We start from the raw sequence: 21,050 nt of genomic DNA, 5'->3' as shown, positions 1-21,050 counted from the left end.
ATACAGGGATAATCCTTGATGTCCGAGAACCGCTGGGAAGGGATCGACGAGTTTGTCGCCGTGGCCGAGTGCAGCCAATTCACCGCTGCCGCCGAACGCCTTGGGGTCTCTTCCTCTCACATCAGTCGACAAATCGTACGCCTCGAAGAGCGCCTTCAGACGAAGCTGCTTTACCGCAGCACCCGCCGGGTCACGTTGACTGAGGCCGGGCAAACCTTTTTGCAGCATTGCCAGCGTTTGCAGGACGGTCGCGAAGAAGCCTTGCGCGCAGTCGGCGACCTGACCAGCGAACCCAAGGGCATGCTGCGCATGACCTGCGCCGTGGCGTATGGCGAACGCTTCATCGTGCCGCTGGTGACGCGCTTCATGGCGCTCTATCCGCAACTGCGCGTCGACATTGAATTGAGCAATCGCCCTCTCGATCTGGTGCACGAAGGGCTGGACCTGGCGATCCGCCTCGGTCGTCTTCAGGATTCGCGACTGGTCGCCACACGCCTGGCACCGCGGCGCATGTATTTGTGCGCCTCACCGTCCTACCTGGAACGGTATGGCCGCCCACACAGTTTGTCGGAACTCAGCCGGCACAATTGCCTGATCGGCAGTTCGGACATGTGGCAACTCGAACAGAACGGGCGGGAATTTTCGCAACGGGTGCAGGGAAACTGGCGTTGCAACAGTGGGCAAGCGGTGCTGGATGCGGCCCTGCAAGGTGTTGGGCTGTGTCAGTTGCCGGATTATTACGTGTTGGAGCATCTGAAAAACGGGGAGTTGATTTCGCTGCTGGAGGCGCACCAGCCCCCGAACACGGCGGTTTGGGCGCTTTATCCACAGCAGCGGCATCTGTCGCCGAAGGTGCGCAAGTTGGTGGATTATTTGAAGGAGGGGTTGGCGTTGAGGCCGGAGTATCGCGTTTGAAGATCAAAAGATCGCAGCCTCGTTGCACTCGACAGCTCCTACAAGGTATTGCGGTGAACGCGGACAATGTAGGAGCTGTCGAGTGCAACGAGGCTGCGATCTTTTAGCGGCGGTTAGCCCAACGCTGCCGCAGCCATTCGAGGTCTTCAGGGCGTGTGACTTTGAGGTTGTCGGATCGTCCTTCGATCAAACGAGGCGCCAGTCCCGCCCACTCCATGGCCGAAGCTTCATCCGTCACCAACGCATCCGCCACCAGACTGTCCGCCAATGCCCGATGCAACGCGCCAAGGCGAAACATCTGCGGGGTATACGCCTGCCAGATCACGCTGCGATCCACGGTTTCAACCACACGGCCGTGCTTGTCGACCCGTTTCAGGGTATCGCGTGCCGGCACTGCCAGCAGTCCACCGACAGGATCATCCGCCAATTCGCTTAGCAGTTTGTCCAGATCATCACGGCTCAGGTTGGGCCGTGCGGCGTCGTGAACCAGCACCCAGTCTTCATCGTCCGCGCCTTGCGCATGCAAATGCAGCAAGGCATTGAGCACCGAGCCGGAACGCTCGTCGCCACCGTCAACCCGCTGAATACGCGGATCGGCAGCACACGCCAGGTTCGGCCAATAAGGATCATCAACAGCAAGACTGACCACCAACCCCTTCAGGGCAGGATGATCAAGGAAACAGCCGAGGCTGTGTTCGAGAATAGTGCGCCCGCCCAGTTGCAAGTATTGCTTGGGACGGTCCGCGGCCATACGGGCACCGACGCCCGCGGCAGGAATCACGGCCCAGAAGGCCGGTAACGACTGGATCATTGGGCCAACTGGTAAAGGGTTTCACCGTCCTTGACCATGCCCAACTCATGGCGAGCCCGCTCTTCAACGGTCTCCATGCCTTTTTTCAACTCGCTGACTTCAGCGTCCATCACCCGATTGCGCTCGAGCAGACCCTCGTTCTCAGCGTGTTGATCCGCGATCTGCTGAGTCAGCTCGGCCACTTGCGCCAGACTGCCATTACCCACCCACAGGCGGTATTGCAGGCCAGCCAGCAGCAAGAGCAAGACGAGGAACAACCAATTGGGACTGCGCATCGAATATCAGGTATCCAGTGAAAAAAGACAGCCATGCCAAACTATGAAGCTTCTGATAGCACGAAGCCTGGAAGACCCAGGCTTGTGCTCTTAAGGCATCAGACTAGTGGCAAAAACGTCGCTGTAGCGATTTTTCCGACACAATCCGGTGTCTTTTTTACGCTGTAGCAATCAGCCGCGGAATTCGCTGCGACCGTTGTACTTGGCTTTGCCATTCAACTGCTCTTCGATACGCAGCAGTTGGTTGTACTTGGAAACGCGGTCCGAACGGCACAGGGAGCCGGTCTTGATCTGGCCAGCCGCGGTGCCCACAGCCAGGTCGGCAATGGTCGAATCTTCGGTTTCGCCGGAGCGGTGCGAGATCACGGCAGTGTAACCAGCGGCCTTGGCCATCTGGATGGCTTCCAGGGTTTCGGTCAGGGTGCCGATCTGGTTGAACTTGATCAGGATCGAGTTGGCGATCTTTTTATCGATGCCTTCTTTCAGGATCTTGGTGTTGGTCACGAACAGGTCGTCGCCTACCAGCTGGGTCTTCTCGCCGATCTTGTCGGTGAGGATTTTCCAGCCAGCCCAGTCGGACTCGTCCAGGCCGTCTTCGATCGAGATGATCGGATAACGCTCGGTCAGGCCTTTGAGGTAGTCAGCGAAACCTTCAGCGGTGAACACCTGGCCTTCGCCGGACAGGTTGTATTTACCGTCTTCGTAGAACTCGCTCGCCGCGCAGTCCAGCGCCAGGGTCACGTCGGTGCCCAGCTTGTAACCAGCGTTGGCCACCGCTTCCGAAATCACTTTCAAGGCGTCTTCGTTGGAAGCCAGGTTCGGTGCGAAACCACCTTCGTCGCCAACAGCAGTGCTCAGGCCACGGGCCTTCAGTACGGCTTTGAGGTGATGGAAAATCTCGGTGCCCATGCGCAGACCTTCCGAGAAAGACTTGGCGCCAACCGGCTGAACCATGAATTCCTGGATGTCGACGTTGTTATCGGCGTGCTCGCCACCGTTGATGATGTTCATCATCGGAACCGGCATCGAGTAAACACCCGGGGTGCCGTTCAGGTTGGCGATGTGAGCGTACAGCGGCAAGTCCTGGTCCTGTGCTGCTGCCTTCGCCGCGGCCAGGGAAACGGCGAGGATCGCGTTGGCGCCCAGGGAACCTTTGTTTTCAGTACCGTCGAGCTTGATCATCGCGTGATCGAGCGCTTTCTGGTCGCTTGGGTCTGTACCTTTCAACAGGTCGCGGATCGGACCGTTGATGTTGGCGACGGCTTTGAGTACGCCTTTGCCCAGGTAACGGCTCTTGTCGCCATCACGCAGCTCGAGCGCTTCACGCGAGCCAGTGGAAGCACCGGACGGCGCGCAAGCGCTACCGATGATGCCGTTATCGAGAAGCACGTCCGCTTCCACGGTGGGATTGCCACGGGAGTCGAGAACTTCACGACCTTTGATGTCGACGATTTTTGCCATTGTTGTAAACACTCCAAAGTTGACGAAAACGACGCAGCTAGAGGAAATCTTTTACCGTCGGCAAGTGGTGTGCAGCGGGCAGACTTGCGGACGATAAGGCTCAGGCCCGAGGGCCTGAGCAACAAATCGTGCGGTACTTTACCGGAGAAATGAGGTTTACGCGGTCTCTACCGTCGGAAAACTCTTCACCAGTTCGTCCAGAGCTTTGAGCTGGGCCAGGAATGGCTCCAGTTTGTCCAGACGCAAGGCACAAGGGCCGTCGCATTTGGCGTTGTCCGGGTCCGGGTGGGCCTCGAGGAACAGACCGGCCAGGGACTGGCTCATGCCGGCCTTGGCCAGATCGAGGACCTGGGCGCGACGGCCGCCAGCTGAATCGGAGCGACCGCCGGGCATTTGCAGCGCGTGGGTCACGTCGAAGAATACCGGGTATTCGAACTGCTTCATGATGCCGAAGCCAAGCATGTCGACGACCAGGTTGTTGTAGCCGAAGCTCGAACCGCGTTCGCAGAGGATCAACTGATCGTTACCCGCTTCCACGCACTTGTTCAGGATGTGTTTCATTTCCTGAGGCGCGAGGAACTGGGCTTTCTTGATGTTGATCACTGCGCCGGTCTTGGCCATTGCGACCACGAGGTCGGTCTGGCGCGACAGGAAGGCCGGCAGCTGGATGATGTCGCAGACTTCAGCGACGACCGCAGCCTGCTCAGGCTCGTGAACGTCGGTGATAATCGGCACGCCGAAGGCTTGCTTGATGTCCTGGAAAATCCGCATGCCCTCTTCCAGGCCGGGGCCACGGTAAGAGGTCACGGAGGAACGGTTGGCCTTGTCGAAGCTGGCCTTGAACACGTAAGGGATACCGAGTTTCTCGGTGACCTTTACGTATTCTTCGCAGACCTGCATCGCCATGTCGCGGCTTTCCAGCACGTTCATGCCACCGAAAAGCACCATTGGCTTGTCGTTGGCAATCTCGATATCGCCTACACGGATGATCTTCTGCGCCATTGGAGTTACGCCTTCTTCTGGTGTTGAACCAAAGCTGCTTTAACGAAACCGCTGAACAACGGGTGACCGTCGCGCGGTGTCGAGGTGAACTCAGGGTGGAACTGGCAAGCGACGAACCATGGATGATCCGGGGCTTCAACCACTTCGACCAGCGCGCCATCACCGGAACGACCGGAGATTTTCAGGCCGGCTTCCATGATTTGCGGCAGCAGGTTGTTGTTCACTTCGTAGCGATGACGGTGACGCTCGACGATCACGTCCTTGGCGTAGCAATCGTGCACCAGGGAACCCGGCTCAAGCAGGCAATCCTGAGCGCCGAGGCGCATGGTGCCGCCCAGGTCGGACGCTTCGGTACGGGTTTCGACGGCGCCGGTGGCATCTTCCCACTCGGTGATCAGGCCCACGACCGGGTGACCGCTGGCGCGATCGAACTCGGTGGAGTTGGCGTCTTTCCAGCCCAGCACGTTACGAGCGAACTCGATCACGGCCACTTGCATGCCCAGGCAGATGCCGAGGTACGGAACCTTGTTTTCGCGAGCGTATTGAACGGCGGTGATCTTGCCTTCCACGCCACGCAGACCGAAGCCGCCCGGTACGAGGATCGCGTCGACACCTTCCAGCAGCGCGGTGCCCTGGTTTTCAATGTCTTCGGAATCGATGTAGCGCAGGTTGACCTTGGTGCGGTTGCTGATGCCGGCATGACTCATCGCTTCGATCAGCGACTTGTAGGCGTCCAGCAGTTCCATGTACTTGCCAACCATCGCGATGGTGACTTCGTGTTCCGGGTTCAGCTTGGCGTCAACGACGGCTTCCCACTCGGACAGGTCGGCGCTGCCGCATTGCAGGCCGAAGCGCTCGACAACGAAATCATCCAGGCCCTGGGAGTGCAGGATGCCCGGGATCTTGTAGATGGTGTCGGCGTCTTCCAGCGCGATCACCGCACGTTCTTCAACGTTGGTGAATTGTGCGATCTTGCGACGCGACGAGATGTCGATCGGGTGATCGGAACGGCACACCAGCACGTCTGGCTGCAGGCCGATGGAACGCAGTTCCTTGACCGAGTGCTGGGTTGGTTTGGTCTTGGTTTCGCCAGCGGTGGCGATGTACGGCACCAGTGTCAGGTGCATCAGCATCGCGCGCTTGGCGCCGACTTCGAAACGCAATTGACGAATGGCTTCGAGGAACGGTTGCGACTCGATGTCACCCACGGTGCCACCGATCTCGACCATGGCCACGTCGGCATCGCCGGCACCCTTGATGATGCGGCGCTTGATTTCGTCAGTGATGTGCGGGATCACCTGGATGGTTGCACCCAGGTAGTCACCACGGCGCTCTTTGCGCAGGACGTGTTCGTAGACACGGCCGGTGGTGAAGTTGTTGTTCTGGGTCATGGTCGTGCGGATGAACCGCTCGTAGTGGCCCAGGTCCAGGTCGGTCTCGGCGCCGTCGTGGGTGACGAACACTTCACCGTGCTGGAACGGGCTCATGGTGCCCGGGTCAACGTTGATGTACGGGTCCAGCTTCAGCATGGTGACCTTAAGTCCCCGCGCCTCCAGGATGGCCGCCAATGAAGCCGAGGCAATGCCTTTCCCCAATGAAGAAACAACACCGCCCGTGACGAATATGTAGCGCGTCATGAAAAACCCTAGAAGTCTGCGTTAAAGCGGTCCGAGCCGCCGGGGAAAGCGAAGGAAGGCCGAAGCCCCCGATCACCTGCATTAATCACAGTGCACCTTTCAAAAAAACCGCCGCGTTGGGACAGACCGGCAGATGAAACACCGGTACGTTGCTCGCTACACATTTTTTGGAATCGCCCAGCAAAGACTGCTTGGTAATCGGCAACTTCTGTAATTCAGGCGAATCCACAGAAGTTGTATCAAGAAGGGAGCGTAGTCTACCGGAAAGCCCCTTTCAGCTCAAACCTTGATCTTCGCTCAGTGGGTCCCAATGCAAATGCCAGCCCTCCTGCTCGCTGCCATCAAGGCCCCGCAGGTTGGCCACCGCCAGCAATTGCTCGCCGCGATAGACCAGCGGCAATCTGCCACGGACGAAGCCCGGAACACCGCGTTCGTTGAGCAAACGCTTGAGATCCCGGTGGCCGCGATCAGGCAGATGCATGACCTCTCCCCCCTCACGATAGCGGATCTGCAGCGGGCCAGCGGGGATTTGGCCGGTGCAGGTGAGCACGCCGTTTTCCGGCAATACCAGCGCAGTCGAGGGATCAGACCAGACGCCGGCGGGTGGCGAATTGCGCAGCCAACCGCCTGACAGCCACCAGATGCGTCCGCCCGCCCGATGCAGTTCGCCTTCGGCCAGCCGCCAGACGGGACGGGCATCGCCCGTGGCATCGCGCAAATCGTCCCAACCCGACCAATGGTCGCTATCCGGCAACCGCGTCAGCGCTGTGAGCCAGTGACTCAATGCGTTGCGCTGCCGCTCGGCAGAGAGTTTTGCCAGCGGCGCCAACTCAAGGGACGGCAGCCCCAGCCAATCGAAATCATTGACGGTGTTGGCACTGGCCAGATCGATTTGCGCCAGTTCATCGAGCAACCCCTGCGCTTCGCTCAGATGCGCGGCGCTGCGGGCCATGGTCGCCATCGCTTGCGGCCAGCGCTCGGTCAATGCCGGGAACACTTGATGGCGCAGGTAATTGCGCGAGAACTGGCGGTCCTGGTTCGAAGGGTCTTCGATCCAGCTCAGCTGATGCTCGGCTGCGTAAGCCTCAAGTTCGGCGCGCGTGACATCGAGCAACGGACGCAGCAGATGCCCGCGACCCAAGGCGCGTTCGCGAGGCATGCCTGACAAGCCCCTCACCCCTGCCCCGCGTAACAGCCGAAACAGCAGGGTTTCCGCCTGATCGTCACGGTGTTGGGCGGTGAGCAGCACTTCGTTCGCTTGAGTGGCTTCAACGAAGGCGCCATAGCGCGCATCCCGGGCGGCACGCTCAAGGCTGGCGCCGGGCCGAACCTGAACGTGGACTACCTGTAGCGGCACACCCAACGCGTCACAGACCGACTGACAATGTTGCGGCCACGCATCAGCCGCAGCTTGAAGGCCGTGATGGACATGGATGGCGCTGAGCGCCGGCAAGGAATGGGTTTTTGCGAGGTGGGCGAGCAGATGCAGCAGAACGGTGGAGTCGAGCCCGCCACTGAAAGCAATGCGCCAGGTTGTGGCGTTACGCCAAGGGGCTAGATTCAGCAGAAGCCGGGACGGCAAATCAATCATGGACTGACTCATATCGATCACTTCACACGAAACAAATGTGGGAGCGGGCTTGCTCGCGAAGGCGGCTCAACATTCAACACATCAGTTGACTGTTATACCGCTTTCGCGAGCAAGCCCGCTCCCACATTGAAGCCGAGGTCAGATCAGAGACCGTAGCTCATCAGACGCTCGTAACGACGGGCCAGCAGCGCTTCGTTGTCGAACTTCTTCAGCATCGCCAGTTGCGAGCTCAGCTCGGCACGGATCGAAGCCGCAGCCGCTGCCGGATCGCGATGTGCGCCGCCCAATGGCTCGCCGATCACTTTATCCACGATACCCAGGCCTTTCAGGCGCTCGGCGGTGATGCCCATCGCTTCTGCGGCGTCCGGAGCTTTCTCGGCGGTTTTCCACAGGATCGAGGCGCAACCTTCCGGCGAGATCACCGCGTAGGTCGAGTACTGCAGCATGTTCAGCTGATCGCAAACGCCGATCGCCAGAGCGCCACCAGAACCACCTTCACCGATCACGGTGGCGATGATTGGGGTTTTCAGGCGGGCCATGACGCGCAGGTTCCAGGCAATCGCTTCGCTCTGGTTGCGCTCTTCAGCGTCGATGCCAGGATAAGCGCCCGGGGTGTCGATGAAGGTCAGGATCGGCATTTTGAAACGTTCGGCCATTTCCATCAGGCGGCACGCCTTGCGGTAGCCTTCCGGACGCGGCATGCCGAAGTTGCGGCGAACTTTCTCGCGCACTTCACGGCCCTTCTGGTGACCGATGATCATCACCGGCTGGTCGTCCAGACGGGCAATGCCGCCCACGATCGCAGCGTCGTCGGAGAAGTGACGGTCGCCGTGCAGTTCGTCGAACTCGGTAAAGATGTGTTCGATGTAGTCCAGGGTATACGGACGTTTCGGGTGACGCGCGAGACGTGCGATCTGCCAGCTGGTCAGCTTGCCGAAGATGTCTTCGGTCAGCGTGCTGCTTTTGTCCTGCAGGCGGGAGATCTCATCGCCGATATTCAGCGAATTGTCGTTACCGACCAAGCGCAACTCTTCGATCTTGGCTTGCAGGTCGGCGATCGGCTGTTCGAAATCTAGAAAATTCGGGTTCATAGGCGTCCGTCTTGGGTCGACGTCCAAGAGAGCTTGGGCCGGCCGGTTGTCTATTCGCGCCCTACCTTAAGGGACAGGCGCGTTCAGGTCGAGATTAAAAATTCAGGTCGAGATCAGGGCCTTCGGCGGAACCTGACCGTCAACGGTATTGGAGGAAGACGTTGTCTCGCCCGAACTGGTCACGCAAGGCTTGAATCAACGCATCCGCCGGGTCGATTCGCCAGGTCTCGCCAAACTGCAGCAAGGCCTTCGCATCGGGGCTCGTGTACTCCATGGTGATCGGGCACGCGCCGCGGTGACGTTTGAACAACTCACCCAGCCAGCGTAGCTGATCGCCCTTCAAATCCTTGGTCTGCAGCTTCAGGCGCAGGCTTTCGGCGAGGTTGGTGCGCGCATCTTCCATGCTCATCACCCGTTTGACCCGCAGGCGCAAGCCACCGGAGAAGTCGTCGTTGCTGACTTCGCCTTCGACTACCACCATCGCATCGGTCTGCAACAGCGATTGCGCGGAATGGAACGCTTCGGCAAACAACGAAGCTTCGATCCGACCGGAGCGGTCATCGAGGGTGATGAAACCCATCTTGTCGCCCTTTTTGTTCTTCATTACCCGCAGGGCGATGATCATGCCCGCGACGGTCTGCGTATCGCGAGCCGGCTTCAGGTCGATGATGCGCTGACGGGCAAAACGGCGGATCTCGCCTTCGTATTCGTCAATCGGGTGACCGGTCAGGTACAGGCCCAGGGTGTCTTTCTCCCCTTTCAGGCGTTCCTTGAGGGTCAGCTCCTTGGCCTTGCGGTTATTGGCGTAGACATCGGCGTCTTCTTCGACGAACAGACCGCCGAACAGGTCGACGTGACCGCTGTCTTTGGTGCGCAGGGTTTGTTCCGCGGCCTTGATCGCCCCTTCCATGGCGTTCAGCAGGACCGCACGGTTGCGGTCGATATTGGCCTGATAGGCTTTCTGCTCGTCATGGAAGTAAGGACCGAGACGATCCAGCGCGCCGCTACGGATCAAACCGTCCAGGGTGCGCTTGTTGATTCGCTTGAGGTCGACACGGGCGCAGAAATCGAACAGGTCCTTGAACGGGCCGTCCTGACGCGCCTCGGTGATCGCCTCCACCGGACCTTCGCCGACACCCTTGATCGCGCCGAGGCCGTAAATAATCCGGCCTTCGTCATTCACCGTGAACTTGAACTCCGAAGTATTCACATCCGGCGCGTCGAGACGCAGCTTCATGGTGCGAATTTCTTCGATCAAGGTCACGACCTTGTCGGTGTTGTGCATATCCGCGGACAGTACCGCAGCCATGAACGGCGCCGGGTAGTGCGTTTTCAGCCACGCGGTCTGGTACGACACCAGGCCATACGCGGCGGAGTGGGATTTGTTGAAACCGTAACCGGCGAATTTTTCCACCAGGTCGAAAATGTTACCGGCAAGGTCAGCGTCGATATTGTTGGTCTTGCAACCGTCAATGAAACCGCCGCGCTGCTTGGCCATTTCTTCGGGCTTTTTCTTACCCATGGCCCGACGCAGCATGTCCGCACCGCCGAGGGTGTAACCGGCCATGACCTGGGCAATCTGCATCACCTGTTCTTGATACAGGATGATGCCGTAAGTCGGTGCCAATACAGGCTTGAGGCCTTCGTACTGGTAGTCCGAGTGCGGGTACGCCAGTTCGGCGCGGCCGTGCTTACGGTTGATAAAGTCGTCCACCATGCCCGATTGCAGCGGGCCCGGACGGAACAGGGCCACCAGTGCGATCAAGTCTTCCAGGCAGTCGGGCTTGAGCTTTTTGATCAGCTCTTTCATGCCGCGCGACTCGAGCTGGAACACCGCGGTGGTCTCAGCCTTTTGCAGCAACTGGTACGTCGGTTTGTCATCCAGCGGGATGAACGCGATGTCCAGCGGCGGCTCATCGACCTTGGCGCGATCGCGGTTGATGGTTTTCAGCGCCCAGTCGATGACCGTCAGGGTCCGCAGACCGAGGAAGTCGAACTTCACCAGGCCGGCAGCCTCAACGTCGTCCTTGTCGAACTGGGTCACCAGACCGTCGCCGGCCTCATCGCAATAGATTGGCGAGAAGTCAGTCAGCTTGGTCGGGGCGATTACCACACCCCCGGCGTGCTTGCCGACGTTACGCACAACGCCTTCGAGCTTGCGCGCCATTTCCCAGATTTCCGCGGCTTCCTCATCGACCTTGATGAAGTCGCGCAGGATTTCTTCCTGCTCGTAAGCTTTTTCCAGGGTCATGCCGACTTCGAACGGAATCATCTTCGACAGACGATCCGCCAGACCGTAGGACTTGCCCTGCACCCGCGCCACGTCCCGGACCACAGCCTTGGCGGCCATGGAACCGAAGGTGATGATCTGGCTCACCGCGTTGCGACCGTATTTTTCGGCCACGTAATCGATCACGCGGTCACGGCCGTCCATGCAGAAGTCGACGTCGAAGTCGGGCATGGAAACCCGTTCCGGGTTAAGGAAACGTTCGAACAGCAGGTCATATTCCAGCGGATCGAGGTCGGTGATCTTCTGCACATAGGCCACCAGCGACCCGGCACCCGACCCCCGGCCTGGCCCCACCGGCACGCCGTTGCTCTTGGCCCACTGGATAAAGTCCATCACGATCAGGAAGTAACCGGGGAAACCCATCTGGATGATGATATCCAGCTCGAAATTCAGCCGGTCGACGTAGACCTGTCGCTTGGTTTCGTAATCTTCGGTGGTGTCGCGGGGCAGTAGAACGCTGAGGCGCTCTTCCAGACCGTCGAACGAGACCTTGCGGAAATACTCGTCGATGGTCATGCCATCAGGGATCGGGAAGTTGGGCAGGAAGTGAGTGCCCAGTTTTACTTCGATGTTGCAGCGCTTGGCGATCTCGACGGTGTTGGCCAGCGCTTCGGGAATGTCGCTGAACAGCTCGGCCATTTCCTCGGCGCTTTTGAGGTATTGCTGATCGCTGTAATTCTTCGAACGCCGCGGATCGTCGAGGGCGCGGCCCTCACCGATGCAGACGCGGGTTTCGTGAGCGGCAAAGTCTTCCTGCTTGATGAAGCGCACATCGTTGGTCGCGACCAGCGGCGCACCGATTTTTTCGGCCAGGGCCACGGCGCCGTGCAACTGTTCTTCGTCGTTGGGGCGATTGGTGCGCTGGATCTCCAGATAGAAACGATCCGGGAACACGGCCATCCATTCGCGCGCGAGGTTTTCTGCCTCTGCCGGATTGCCACTGAGCATGGCCAGGCCGATTTCGCCCTCTTTGGCCGCCGACAGCATGATCAAGCCTTCGCTGGCTTCGGCCACCCACTCGCGCTCGATGATGATCGAGCCATTGCGCTGGCCGTCGATGAAGCCGCGGGAAATCAGTTCAGTGAGGTTGCGATAGCCCACGGCGTTCATCGCCAGCAGGCTGATCCGGCTCAGGGCGTTGTCCGGATCCTTGTTCGACAGCCACAGGTCGGCGCCGCAGATCGGCTTGATGCCTGCGCCCATGGCCGCTTTATAGAATTTGACCAGGGAACACATGTTGTTCTGGTCGGTGACCGCGACGGCAGGCATGTTCATGCCGACCAGGGTCTTGACCAGCGGTTTGATCCGCACCAGACCGTCGACCAGGGAATATTCAGTGTGCAGGCGTAGATGAACGAATGAAGCCGGCATAGTGATCCTGTCTAGTAACGTGAAGACAACAAGGCCCGGATTGTACCGGGCCTTGGTAAAAACATCAGCCTTGCAACTAACTCTCGATCAGGCTTGCTCGCGCCTCATAAGCCAGGCGTACCGGGGCAAACGAGCGGCGGTGAATCGGGGTTGGCCCCAGGCGGGCCAGGGCTTCCAGATGAACGGGCGTCGGGTAGCCTTTGTGGCCGCCGATGCCGTAACCCGGGTAAATCAATTCGAAAGCAGCCATTTCACGGTCGCGGCTGACTTTGGCCAGAATCGATGCCGCAGCGATGGCCGGCACCTTGCCGTCGCCCTGCACCACCGCTTCGGCGCGCATGGACAGTTTCGGACAACGGTTGCCATCGATCATCGCCAGTTTCGGCTGGATGTGCAGGCCTTCGATCGCGCGCTGCATGGCCAGCATCGTGGCATGCAGGATGTTCAGCTCATCGATCTCTTCGACTTCGGCCCGGGCGATGCACCAGCTCAGGGCTTTTTCGCAGATTTCGTCGTAGAGCTTTTCGCGGCGGGCTTCGGTGAGCTTCTTCGAGTCGTTCAGGCCGAGGATCGGACGATTCGGATCGAGAATCACCGCAGCCGTGACCACGGCGCCGCAGAGCGGGCCGCGTCCGACTTCGTCGACACCGGCAACCAAATCTTCCACTTCAGCGACCAAGGTGAAATCCAGCCCCATCTGCATGCTTGTTTTGCTCATTGTACTTTGCCGATCAGTTTCAGCACGGCATCCGCCGCCTGGTTGGAGGCATCCAGACGCAAGGTCCGGTGAATTTCGTCGAAGCCGCGGGTCTGTTCTGCGCCGCCCTCGATCAACGGCGACAAGGTCTGGGCCAGAGCTTCGACCGTCGCGTCGTCCTGCAGCAACTCAGGGACCAACAGACGTTGGGCCAACAAGTTTGGCAGGGAGATGTAAGGGCTTTTCACCATGCGCTTGAGAATCCAGAACGTCAGCGGCGCCAGGCGATACGCAACCACCATCGGCCGCTTGTACAACAGCGCCTCAAGGGTCGCCGTCCCGGAGGCAATCAACACGGCGTCGCAGGCGGCAAGGGCCAGGTGGGATTTGCCATCAAGCAAGGTCAGCGGCAGATCGCGGCCCGCCAGCAGCTCTTCCAGCTGCACACGACGTTCAGGGCTGGCACAAGGCATGACGAACCGAACACCGGGGCGCAAGGCCCGCAGGCGTTGAGCGGTATCGAGGAACAACGCACCGAGACGGCCGACTTCGCCACCACGGCTGCCTGGCATCAGTGCGACCAACGGCCCGTCTGGCAAGCCGAGTTCGGCCCGTGCGGCGGCGCGATCAGCCTCAAGCGGGATCGCATCCGCCAGGGAATGCCCGACAAACCGCACCGGCACGCCCTTCTCTTCATAGAACTTCGCTTCGAACGGGAAAAGCGTCAGCATCAAGTCGCAGCCTTCGCGAATCTTCAGTACCCGCTTCTGCCGCCACGCCCACACCGAAGGGCTGACGTAATGCACGGTCTTGATGCCGGCCTGACGCAGCTTGAGTTCGATATTGAGGTTGAAGTCCGGGGCATCGATGCCGATGAACGCGTCCGGCTTTTCGGCGATCAGGTCGGCGATCAGCTTTTTGCGACGCGCCATCAGCTCGCGCAATCGACCCAGCACTTCCACCAGGCCCATGACCGAAAGACGTTCCATCGGGAAATACGAAGTCAGGCCTTCGGCCTGCATCAGCGGGCCACCGACACCGATGAATTCCACCGCCGGATGCTGAGCCTTGAGTGCGCGCATCAGACCCGCGCCCAGAATGTCACCGGAAGCCTCACCCGCCACCAGCGCAATACGCAGATTAGCCATGATTAACGTGTGATGCCGCGGGTCGAAGACTGAATGGAGTCACGAAACACCGCGACTTCCGGGAACTGATCCGAAGGCTCGGCCAGTTCGGCGAGTGCCTGCTCGACCGTCAGGCCCTGGCGGTAAACCACCTTGTAGGCACGACGCAGAGCGTGGATCGCGTCTTCGCTGAAACCACGACGGCGCATGCCTTCGAAGTTCATGCTGCGGGCTTCGGCGGGGTTGCCGAACACCGTGACGTAGGCTGGAACGTCCTTGCCAATGGCGGTACCCATGCCGGAAAAGCTGTGGGCGCCGATGTGGCAATACTGGTGGACCAGGGTAAAACCGGACAGGATCGCCCAGTCTTCAACGTGCACATGGCCGGCCAATGCAGTGTTGTTGACCAGGATGCAGTGGTTGCCGATGACGCTGTCGTGGCCGATGTGCGCATAGGCCATGATCAGGTTGTGATCACCCAGGGTCGTTTCCGAACGGTCCTGAACGGTCCCGCGGTGAATCGTCACGCCTTCACGGATGACGTTGTGGTCACCGATGACCAGACGGGTTTCTTCGCCTTTGTATTTCAGATCGGGCGTGTCCTCACCTACCGAAGAAAACTGGTAAATGCGGTTGTGCTTACCGATTCGGGTCGGGCCCTTGAGAATCACATGCGGCCCGATCACTGTCCCCTCGCCGATTTCCACACCTGCGCCGACGATCGACCATGGGCCGACCTCGACACCTTCGGCCAGAACGGCCGTCGGATCGATGATTGCGCGAGGGTCAATCAAACTCATAGTTTGCGTTCCGCGCAGATGATTTCAGCGGAGCAGACTGGCTTGCCGTCGACCGAAGCCTGGCACTCGAACTTCCAGATCTGACGCTTGCAGCTGATGAAGCGGGCTTCGAGGATCAGTTGATCGCCTGGGGTGACGGGCTGGCGAAAACGCAGCTTGTCGGAGCCGACGAAATAGTAAAGCGTGCCGTCTGCGGGCTTCACGTCGAGCATTTTGAAGCCAAGGATACCGGCAGCCTGAGCCATCGCTTCGATGATCAACACGCCCGGCATGATTGGATGCGCAGGAAAGTGGCCATTAAAGAAAGGTTCGTTGATGCTGACATTCTTGTAGGCGCGAATGCGCTTGCCTTCCACATCCAGATCCACGACCCGGTCCACCAGCAGGAACGGGTAACGGTGAGGCAGGTATTCGCGAATCTCGTTGATGTCCATCATTTCGGGGGGAAGCCTATGTAAAGATTGGGAGCGCGCGACTGACGCGCACCCCTCTAGCAAATCAAGGAGGCAGTCTAGCGGCTGTGCACACTTGATATGGAAATGGTATCAGCCATCTGATGAAGCATTACCGTCAGGGGTCACGTCCCCTACACGCTTTTCCAGCTGTCGCAGACGTCGCGCGATGTCATCGAGCTGACGGATACGGGCCGCGCTTTTGCGCCATTCGGCTGCTGGCTGCATCGCCGTACCGGAAGAATAGGAACCCTTTTCGGTAATCGAGTGGGTCACCATGGTCATCCCGGTGATAAAAACGTTGTCGCAGATTTCGATATGTCCCACCAGCCCTACGCCACCGGCGAGCATGCAATGCTTGCCGATTTTGGTACTGCCGGAGATCCCCACGCACGCAGCCATGGCGGTGTGATCACCGACCTGCACGTTGTGGGCGATCTGAATCTGATTGTCGAGCTTCACACCGTTACCCAGTACGGTATCGGCCAGCGCGCCGCGATCGATAGCGGTATTCACGCCAATCTCCACATCATCACCGACCAATACGCCACCGATCTGGGCGATTTTCTGCCAGACGCCTTTCTCGTTGGCAAAGCCGAAGCCTTCGCCACCCAGCACGGCACCGGACTGAATCACTACCCGCTTGCCGATGCGCACGTCGTGGTACAGCGTGACCCGCGGGGCCAGCCAACCGCCCTCGCCGATTTCGCACCGGGCACCGATGAAGCAATGCGCACCCACCGTCACACCAGCCGCAATACGCGCGCCGCTTTCGATCACCGCAAAGGCACCGATGCTCGCCGCCGGATCAACCACTGCGTCCGCAGCCACTACCGCCGTCGGGTGAATACCGGCCGGCGCCTTGGGCTTGGGATCGAACAGATGGGAAATACGTGCGTAGGCCAGGTAAGGATCAGGCACCACCAAGGCATCGCCGGCAAAACCTTCAGCGTCTGCGGCCTTCAGCAACAGCGCTGCGGCCCGGCAGTCCACCAGGTATTTACGGTATTGGGGGTTTGCGAGAAAGCTCAACTGAGCTGGGCCAGCCTCTTGTAAAGTGGCTAGCCCAGTAATTTCTTTCTCCGGGTCGCCACGTAGCGTGGCGCCGAGGAACTCGGCCAACTGGCCGAGCTTTATAGTCGCTGTCATGGATTACTTCAGCTGATTCATGCGCTCGATAACCTGGCGAGTGATGTCGTACTGAGGTTTGACATCAATCACTGCGCCACGCTCGAAGACCAGGTCAAAAGCACCTTTCTTGATGACTTCTTCCACAGCACTGTCCAGTTTCGGCTTGAGCTGCTTCAGCATTTCACGGTCGGCAACGGCTTTGGCTTCGTTCAATTCCTTGGACTGGAACTGGAAGTCGCGGGCCTTTTGCTTGAATTCGAGCTCAAGGCGTTCACGCTCGCCTTGCTGCATCTTGTCACCGCCAGCCATCAGACGGTCCTGAATGCCCTTGGCGCTGCTTTCCAGAGTCTTGAGCTTGGACAGTTGCGGGCCAAACTTCTTCTCGGCATCCACAGCGTATTTCTTGGCTGCATCGGATTCCAGCAGGGCCATCTGATAATTCAGAACGGCGATTTTCATGTCGGCAAAAGCCGGACCTGCTACCAGTACGGTCGCCAGGAGAACCAATTGAGTCAACTTACGCACGATGCACTCCTACAAAATCCATTGTCGTTATTTTGGGGCAGACGCTTAGAACGTCTGGCCGAGAGAGAATTGGAACACTTGAGTCTCAGCGTCATCCGGTTTCTTGATCGGCATGGCCAACGCGAAGCTCAGAGGACCCAGTGCGGTAACCCAGGTCACGCCCACACCGACAGAGCTGGCCATGTTGCTCAAGCTGATGTCGTTGCACTTTGTATTGGACGCCGAACCGTTTGCATTGGTGGTGTCTTTGCACTGCGAGTCAAAAACGTTACCCACATCCCAGAATACCGAGGTACGCAGGGAGCGTTGATCCTTCACGAACGGCAGAGGGAACAGAAGCTCTGCACCACCCTGGATCAGGACGTTGCCACCAAATGGCAGTGGATCCTGGTCCGGATCGAACGCGGTCCCCGGGTTCGTGCCACGGCTAGGCGTACTGCGCGGGCCCAGGGTGCTGTCCTTGAAACCACGAACCGAGTTGAAACCACCAGCATAGTAGTTTTCATAGAACGGCAAGCCATCGGTTGAACCGTAGCCGTCGCCATAACCCAGTTCGGTGTGCAGACGCACGGTGTAGTTATCAGACAATGGCTGGAACAACTGGCCACGGTAATCAAGTTTGAAGAACGACAGGTCGCTGCCTGGCGTGGTCGTTTCCAGTGTCAGGCTCTGGGAATGACCACGGGTCGCCAACACGCCTTTGTTCAGGGTGGACTCGGACCAGCCGGCCGACGCCTTGAAGTTCAGGTAGTTGTCGCCTTCCTTGTTTACGAAGTCGAAAATCTCGTCAACGGTGTACTGACCGGTCTTGATCTTGTCCTGTTGCGCGCTCAAGCCAAAGGTCAGGCGCGAAGTCTCGCTGATCGGGTAGCCGACGTTGACGCCTGCACCCAGGCTGTCTACGGCATAGCTGGCTACATCGACATCGAGGTCTTTGTAGTCAGTGGTGCGATAGAACGCGTTGTAACCCAGGCTCACGCCATCAGCAGTCCAGTACGGGTCGACATAACCGAAGTTATAGCGGCTTTGGTATTCGCTACGGGTCAAGCCGATGCTGACCTTGTTACCGGTACCCAGGAAGTTGTTCTGAGTGATCGAACCACCGAGGATCAGACCGGCGCTCTGGGCGAAACCGACGCTGGCGGTGATCGAACCGGAAGCTTGCTCTTCAACGCTGTAGTTCACGTCAACCTGGTCATCGACACCCGGTACGGCCGGGGTTTCGACGTTGACTTCCTTGAAGAAGCCCAGACGCTCGAGACGGGTCTTGGATTGGTCGATCAGGTAGGTCGAAGCCCAGCCGCCTTCCATCTGGCGCATTTCACGGCGCAGCACTTCGTCTTCGGACTTGGTGTTGCCACGGAAGTTGATGCGGTTGACGTAAGCACGTTTGCCCGGATCGACAGCGAAGGTGATGTCCACCGTGTGGTCTTCATCGTGAGGCTGCGGTACGCCGTTGACGTTGGCGAAGGTGTAACCCTCGTTACCCAGACGACGGGTGATCAGTTCGGAAGTGGTGGTCATCAGCTTGCGCGAGAACACCTGGCCTTTCTGAACCAGCAGCAGGGACTTGACCTGGTCTTCAGGGACTTTCAGGTCGCCGCTCAGCTTGACGTCACGAACGGTGTACTTCTCGCCTTCGTTGACGTTGACGGTGATGTAGACGTGTTTCTTGTCCGGGGTAATGGACACCTGAGTCGAAGCGATATCCATGTTGATATAGCCACGGTCCAGGTAGTAGGAGCGCAGACGCTCCAGGTCACCAGACAGTTTTTCACGGGCGTACTTGTCATCGTTCTTGAAGAACGACAACCAGTTGGTAGTCTTCAATTCGAACAGGTCGATCAGGTCCTCATCAGGGAAGACCGTGTTACCCACCACGTTGATGTGCTGGATAGCCGCAACGGTGCCTTCGTTGATGTTGACCTTCAAGCCGACGCGGTTACGCGGCTGCGGCACCACTTCGGTGTCGACGGTGGCCGAGTAGCGACCCTGGGCGACATACTGGCGCTGCAGTTCGTTACGGACACCTTCGAGGGTGGCACGCTGGAAGATCTCGCCTTCGGCCAGACCGGATTGTTTGAGGCCCTTCATCAGGTCTTCAGTAGAGATCGCCTTGTTACCTTCGATCTCGATACTGGCGACCGACGGACGCTCGACTACCGTAATGACAAGGACGTTGCCATCGCGGCCCAGCTGGATATCTTGAAAGAACCCGGTTTTGAACAGCGCACGAGTGGATTCCACCAGGCGACGATCATCCGCCTGTTCACCGACGTTTAACGGCAAAGCACCAAAGACGCTACCCGCGGAGACCCGCTGGAGGCCATTGACGCGAATATCAGAGATAGTGAAGGACTCGGCGTGAACTTCGGCGATCATCAATACGGTGAGAACCGCAGTTAGCAGCAGACGTTTCATGAAGTCCTTTCTTATTCCAACTGGCAATAAACAAACTGCCGCAAAATGCGGCAGATTCGCAATTCAGCGAAGTGTTACAGACGGCCCAAATCATTGACCAGAGCAAGCAACATCACCCCGACCACCAAACTGATACCGATCTGTATCCCCCAACCCTGCACCCGATCCGACAAGGGACGACCACGCGCCCACTCGATCAGATAAAACAACAAATGTCCCCCATCCAGTACAGGAATGGGCAACAAATTCAGAACTCCCAGGCTAATACTCAGATAAGCAAGGAAATTCAGGAAATCAGCGACACCCGACTGGGCAGAAGCGCCCGCCACTTTAGCAATGGTTATCGGTCCACTCAAGTTTTTTACCGAGAGCTCGCCGAACAACATTTTCTTGAGTGAATCGAGGGTCAGTACACTCATGGTCCAGGTGCGTCGAGCACCCTCGCCAATTGCGGCCACCGGGCCATAACTGACTTCGCGAATCATCTCTGGTGGCCAATCGACCGCTTTCACCCCGGCCCCCATATAACCGGTAGGTGCCTTGCTCTCGCCGCGAGCGGCCAACGTCACAGGGACGTCGATTTGAGCACCATCACGCTCAACACGCAGCATGATTTTGGTATCTGGATGCATACGAACGGTGTCGACCACCTGTTGCCAGTCATCGAGCGCCTTGCCATCAAGGGCCAGCAATCGATCTCCGGTCTTCAGGCCCGCGGCCTGTGCCGGACCTTTCGGATCAAGTTCGGCCAGTACGGGTGGCAAGGCTGGACGCCAAGGTCGAATACCCAACGAACGAATCGGATCCGGCTCGTCAGCACCCTTGAGCCATTTATCCAGCATCAGCTCGCGAGGCGAATCTGCGGTGGAGCCCTGCTCACGCACCAACAATTGAAGTGAACCGCTCTCGCCCAGACGGCGGACCAGTTGCAAATTGACCGCGGCCCAGCCAGACGTCGGCTCGCCATCGATGGCAATAATTTCCTGACCGGCACCCAGTCCGGCCTTGGCGGCGATACTGCCGGACTCGACCGCACCGATGACCGGGCGCACCTGCTCGCTGCCGAGCATGGCCAACACCCAGAAAAACACCATTGCCAATAGAAAGTTGGCGATCGGCCCTGCGGCCACGATGGCAATACGCTGACGGACCGATTTGCGATTGAAGGATTGATCGACCTGATCGGCCGGCACTTCGCCTTCGCGCTCGTCGAGCATCTTCACGTAGCCGCCCAACGGAATGGCGGCCACCACGAATTCAGTGCCTTTCTTGTCGTGCCAGCGCAGCAGCGGCATGCCGAAGCCCACGGAGAAACGCAGCACTTTGACCCCACAGCGACGTGCGACCCAGAAATGGCCGAATTCGTGGAAGGTGACCAGCACGCCCAATGCAACCAGGGTGCCGACAATCATATAGAGCGCGCTCATCTACTTTCTCCGCAATCCTATTCAGT

Annotated in this window: 17 protein-coding genes; 1 reads left to right on the top strand and 16 read right to left on the bottom strand. The window is 58.9% G+C overall.

The genetic code is table 11. The features are described from left to right. Window positions 1-18: 18 nt before the first annotated feature. Window positions 19-915 carry a LysR family transcriptional regulator gene (locus ACA049_RS05820; RefSeq protein ID WP_497333826.1) on the top strand — a complete coding sequence of 299 codons (897 nt, stop codon included), beginning with the start codon at window positions 19-21 and terminating at the stop codon, window positions 913-915. A gap of 103 nt (window positions 916-1,018) precedes the next feature. Here the strand turns inward: ACA049_RS05820 and ispD are convergent, their stop codons facing one another. From ispD to rseP, 16 genes are all read right to left on the bottom strand, one after another. Then, window positions 1,019-1,726, bottom strand: a complete 708-nt coding sequence (gene ispD / locus ACA049_RS05815) for a 2-C-methyl-D-erythritol 4-phosphate cytidylyltransferase (RefSeq protein ID WP_109628219.1) — start codon at window positions 1,724-1,726, stop codon at window positions 1,019-1,021. Continuing rightward, window positions 1,723-2,001, bottom strand: a complete 279-nt coding sequence (ftsB, locus tag ACA049_RS05810; RefSeq protein WP_008028992.1) for a cell division protein FtsB — start codon at window positions 1,999-2,001, stop codon at window positions 1,723-1,725. The genes ispD and ftsB overlap by 4 nt, the downstream gene beginning before the upstream one ends. Before the next feature lie 171 nt (window positions 2,002-2,172). Then, window positions 2,173-3,462 (bottom strand): phosphopyruvate hydratase, encoded by a 1,290-nt coding sequence (gene eno / locus ACA049_RS05805; RefSeq protein ID WP_131059171.1) that lies wholly within the window; start codon window positions 3,460-3,462, stop codon window positions 2,173-2,175. 156 nt (window positions 3,463-3,618) lie between these two features. Continuing rightward, window positions 3,619-4,464, bottom strand: coding sequence for a 3-deoxy-8-phosphooctulonate synthase (kdsA, locus tag ACA049_RS05800; protein ID WP_084322286.1), 846 nt, complete (start codon window positions 4,462-4,464; stop codon window positions 3,619-3,621). Window positions 4,465-4,469: 5 nt separating this feature from the next. Next, window positions 4,470-6,101 carry a CTP synthase gene (gene pyrG, locus ACA049_RS05795; RefSeq protein ID WP_109628218.1) on the bottom strand — a complete coding sequence of 544 codons (1,632 nt, stop codon included), beginning with the start codon at window positions 6,099-6,101 and terminating at the stop codon, window positions 4,470-4,472. 274 nt (window positions 6,102-6,375) lie between these two features. After that, the gene (gene tilS / locus ACA049_RS05790; protein ID WP_497333823.1) at window positions 6,376-7,704 is read right to left on the bottom strand and encodes a tRNA lysidine(34) synthetase TilS; all 1,329 of its coding nucleotides are present in this window, start codon (window positions 7,702-7,704) and stop codon (window positions 6,376-6,378) included. 131 nt (window positions 7,705-7,835) lie between these two features. Next, the gene (locus tag ACA049_RS05785) at window positions 7,836-8,783 is read right to left on the bottom strand and encodes an acetyl-CoA carboxylase carboxyltransferase subunit alpha (protein WP_010462799.1); all 948 of its coding nucleotides are present in this window, start codon (window positions 8,781-8,783) and stop codon (window positions 7,836-7,838) included. A gap of 139 nt (window positions 8,784-8,922) precedes the next feature. Further along, a complete protein-coding gene (gene dnaE / locus ACA049_RS05780) occupies window positions 8,923-12,444 on the bottom strand; it encodes a DNA polymerase III subunit alpha (RefSeq protein ID WP_497333821.1) in 3,522 nt (1,173 codons plus the stop codon). A 76-nt stretch (window positions 12,445-12,520) separates the two neighbouring features. Continuing rightward, window positions 12,521-13,147 (bottom strand): ribonuclease HII, encoded by a 627-nt coding sequence (rnhB, locus tag ACA049_RS05775; RefSeq protein WP_497336776.1) that lies wholly within the window; start codon window positions 13,145-13,147, stop codon window positions 12,521-12,523. Between the two features lie 11 nt (window positions 13,148-13,158). Beyond that, window positions 13,159-14,289: a lipid-A-disaccharide synthase gene (lpxB, locus tag ACA049_RS05770; RefSeq protein ID WP_497333819.1), complete on the bottom strand. Its 1,131-nt coding sequence runs from the start codon at window positions 14,287-14,289 to the stop codon at window positions 13,159-13,161. A 2-nt stretch (window positions 14,290-14,291) separates the two neighbouring features. Further along, window positions 14,292-15,068: an acyl-ACP--UDP-N-acetylglucosamine O-acyltransferase gene (lpxA, locus tag ACA049_RS05765; protein ID WP_131059164.1), complete on the bottom strand. Its 777-nt coding sequence runs from the start codon at window positions 15,066-15,068 to the stop codon at window positions 14,292-14,294. Then, window positions 15,065-15,505, bottom strand: a complete 441-nt coding sequence (gene fabZ, locus ACA049_RS05760) for a 3-hydroxyacyl-ACP dehydratase FabZ (protein ID WP_008154051.1) — start codon at window positions 15,503-15,505, stop codon at window positions 15,065-15,067. The genes lpxA and fabZ overlap by 4 nt, the downstream gene beginning before the upstream one ends. Window positions 15,506-15,613: 108 nt before the next feature. Further along, window positions 15,614-16,669 (bottom strand): UDP-3-O-(3-hydroxymyristoyl)glucosamine N-acyltransferase, encoded by a 1,056-nt coding sequence (lpxD, locus tag ACA049_RS05755; protein ID WP_497315907.1) that lies wholly within the window; start codon window positions 16,667-16,669, stop codon window positions 15,614-15,616. Between the two features lie 3 nt (window positions 16,670-16,672). After that, on the bottom strand, window positions 16,673-17,176 hold the full coding sequence (locus ACA049_RS05750) for an OmpH/Skp family outer membrane protein (protein ID WP_010462812.1): 504 nt from the start codon (window positions 17,174-17,176) through the stop codon (window positions 16,673-16,675). Between the two features lie 45 nt (window positions 17,177-17,221). Beyond that, window positions 17,222-19,597, bottom strand: a complete 2,376-nt coding sequence (gene bamA, locus ACA049_RS05745) for an outer membrane protein assembly factor BamA (protein WP_497333817.1) — start codon at window positions 19,595-19,597, stop codon at window positions 17,222-17,224. A 74-nt stretch (window positions 19,598-19,671) separates the two neighbouring features. Beyond that, window positions 19,672-21,024 carry a sigma E protease regulator RseP gene (gene rseP / locus ACA049_RS05740; protein WP_497333815.1) on the bottom strand — a complete coding sequence of 451 codons (1,353 nt, stop codon included), beginning with the start codon at window positions 21,022-21,024 and terminating at the stop codon, window positions 19,672-19,674. Between the last annotated feature and the right edge of the window lie 26 nt (window positions 21,025-21,050).

It is taken from the genome of Pseudomonas sp. LBUM1662 (assembly GCF_059695915.1).
Note: the sequence above shows the minus strand (reverse complement) of the source record. Positions and strands in the feature narration are given on the sequence as shown.

What these genes read in the sequence shown, in the direction of transcription:
- pyrG (WP_109628218.1), bottom strand. Translation starts at nt 6,101, where the DNA reads ATGACGCGCTACATATTCGTCACGGGCGGTGTTGTTTCTTCATTGGGG.
- lpxA (WP_131059164.1), bottom strand. Translation starts at nt 15,068, where the DNA reads ATGAGTTTGATTGACCCTCGCGCAATCATCGATCCGACGGCCGTTCTG.
- ispD (WP_109628219.1), bottom strand. Translation starts at nt 1,726, where the DNA reads ATGATCCAGTCGTTACCGGCCTTCTGGGCCGTGATTCCTGCCGCGGGC.
- eno (WP_131059171.1), bottom strand. Translation starts at nt 3,462, where the DNA reads ATGGCAAAAATCGTCGACATCAAAGGTCGTGAAGTTCTCGACTCCCGT.
- kdsA (WP_084322286.1), bottom strand. Translation starts at nt 4,464, where the DNA reads ATGGCGCAGAAGATCATCCGTGTAGGCGATATCGAGATTGCCAACGAC.
- rseP (WP_497333815.1), bottom strand. Translation starts at nt 21,024, where the DNA reads ATGAGCGCGCTCTATATGATTGTCGGCACCCTGGTTGCATTGGGCGTG.
- dnaE (WP_497333821.1), bottom strand. Translation starts at nt 12,444, where the DNA reads ATGCCGGCTTCATTCGTTCATCTACGCCTGCACACTGAATATTCCCTG.
- ACA049_RS05785 (WP_010462799.1), bottom strand. Translation starts at nt 8,783, where the DNA reads ATGAACCCGAATTTTCTAGATTTCGAACAGCCGATCGCCGACCTGCAA.
- bamA (WP_497333817.1), bottom strand. Translation starts at nt 19,597, where the DNA reads ATGAAACGTCTGCTGCTAACTGCGGTTCTCACCGTATTGATGATCGCC.
- rnhB (WP_497336776.1), bottom strand. Translation starts at nt 13,147, where the DNA reads ATGCAGATGGGGCTGGATTTCACCTTGGTCGCTGAAGTGGAAGATTTG.
- lpxB (WP_497333819.1), bottom strand. Translation starts at nt 14,289, where the DNA reads ATGGCTAATCTGCGTATTGCGCTGGTGGCGGGTGAGGCTTCCGGTGAC.
- lpxD (WP_497315907.1), bottom strand. Translation starts at nt 16,669, where the DNA reads ATGACAGCGACTATAAAGCTCGGCCAGTTGGCCGAGTTCCTCGGCGCC.
- tilS (WP_497333823.1), bottom strand. Translation starts at nt 7,704, where the DNA reads ATGAGTCAGTCCATGATTGATTTGCCGTCCCGGCTTCTGCTGAATCTA.
- fabZ (WP_008154051.1), bottom strand. Translation starts at nt 15,505, where the DNA reads ATGATGGACATCAACGAGATTCGCGAATACCTGCCTCACCGTTACCCG.
- ACA049_RS05820 (WP_497333826.1), top strand. Translation starts at nt 19, where the DNA reads ATGTCCGAGAACCGCTGGGAAGGGATCGACGAGTTTGTCGCCGTGGCC.
- ftsB (WP_008028992.1), bottom strand. Translation starts at nt 2,001, where the DNA reads ATGCGCAGTCCCAATTGGTTGTTCCTCGTCTTGCTCTTGCTGCTGGCT.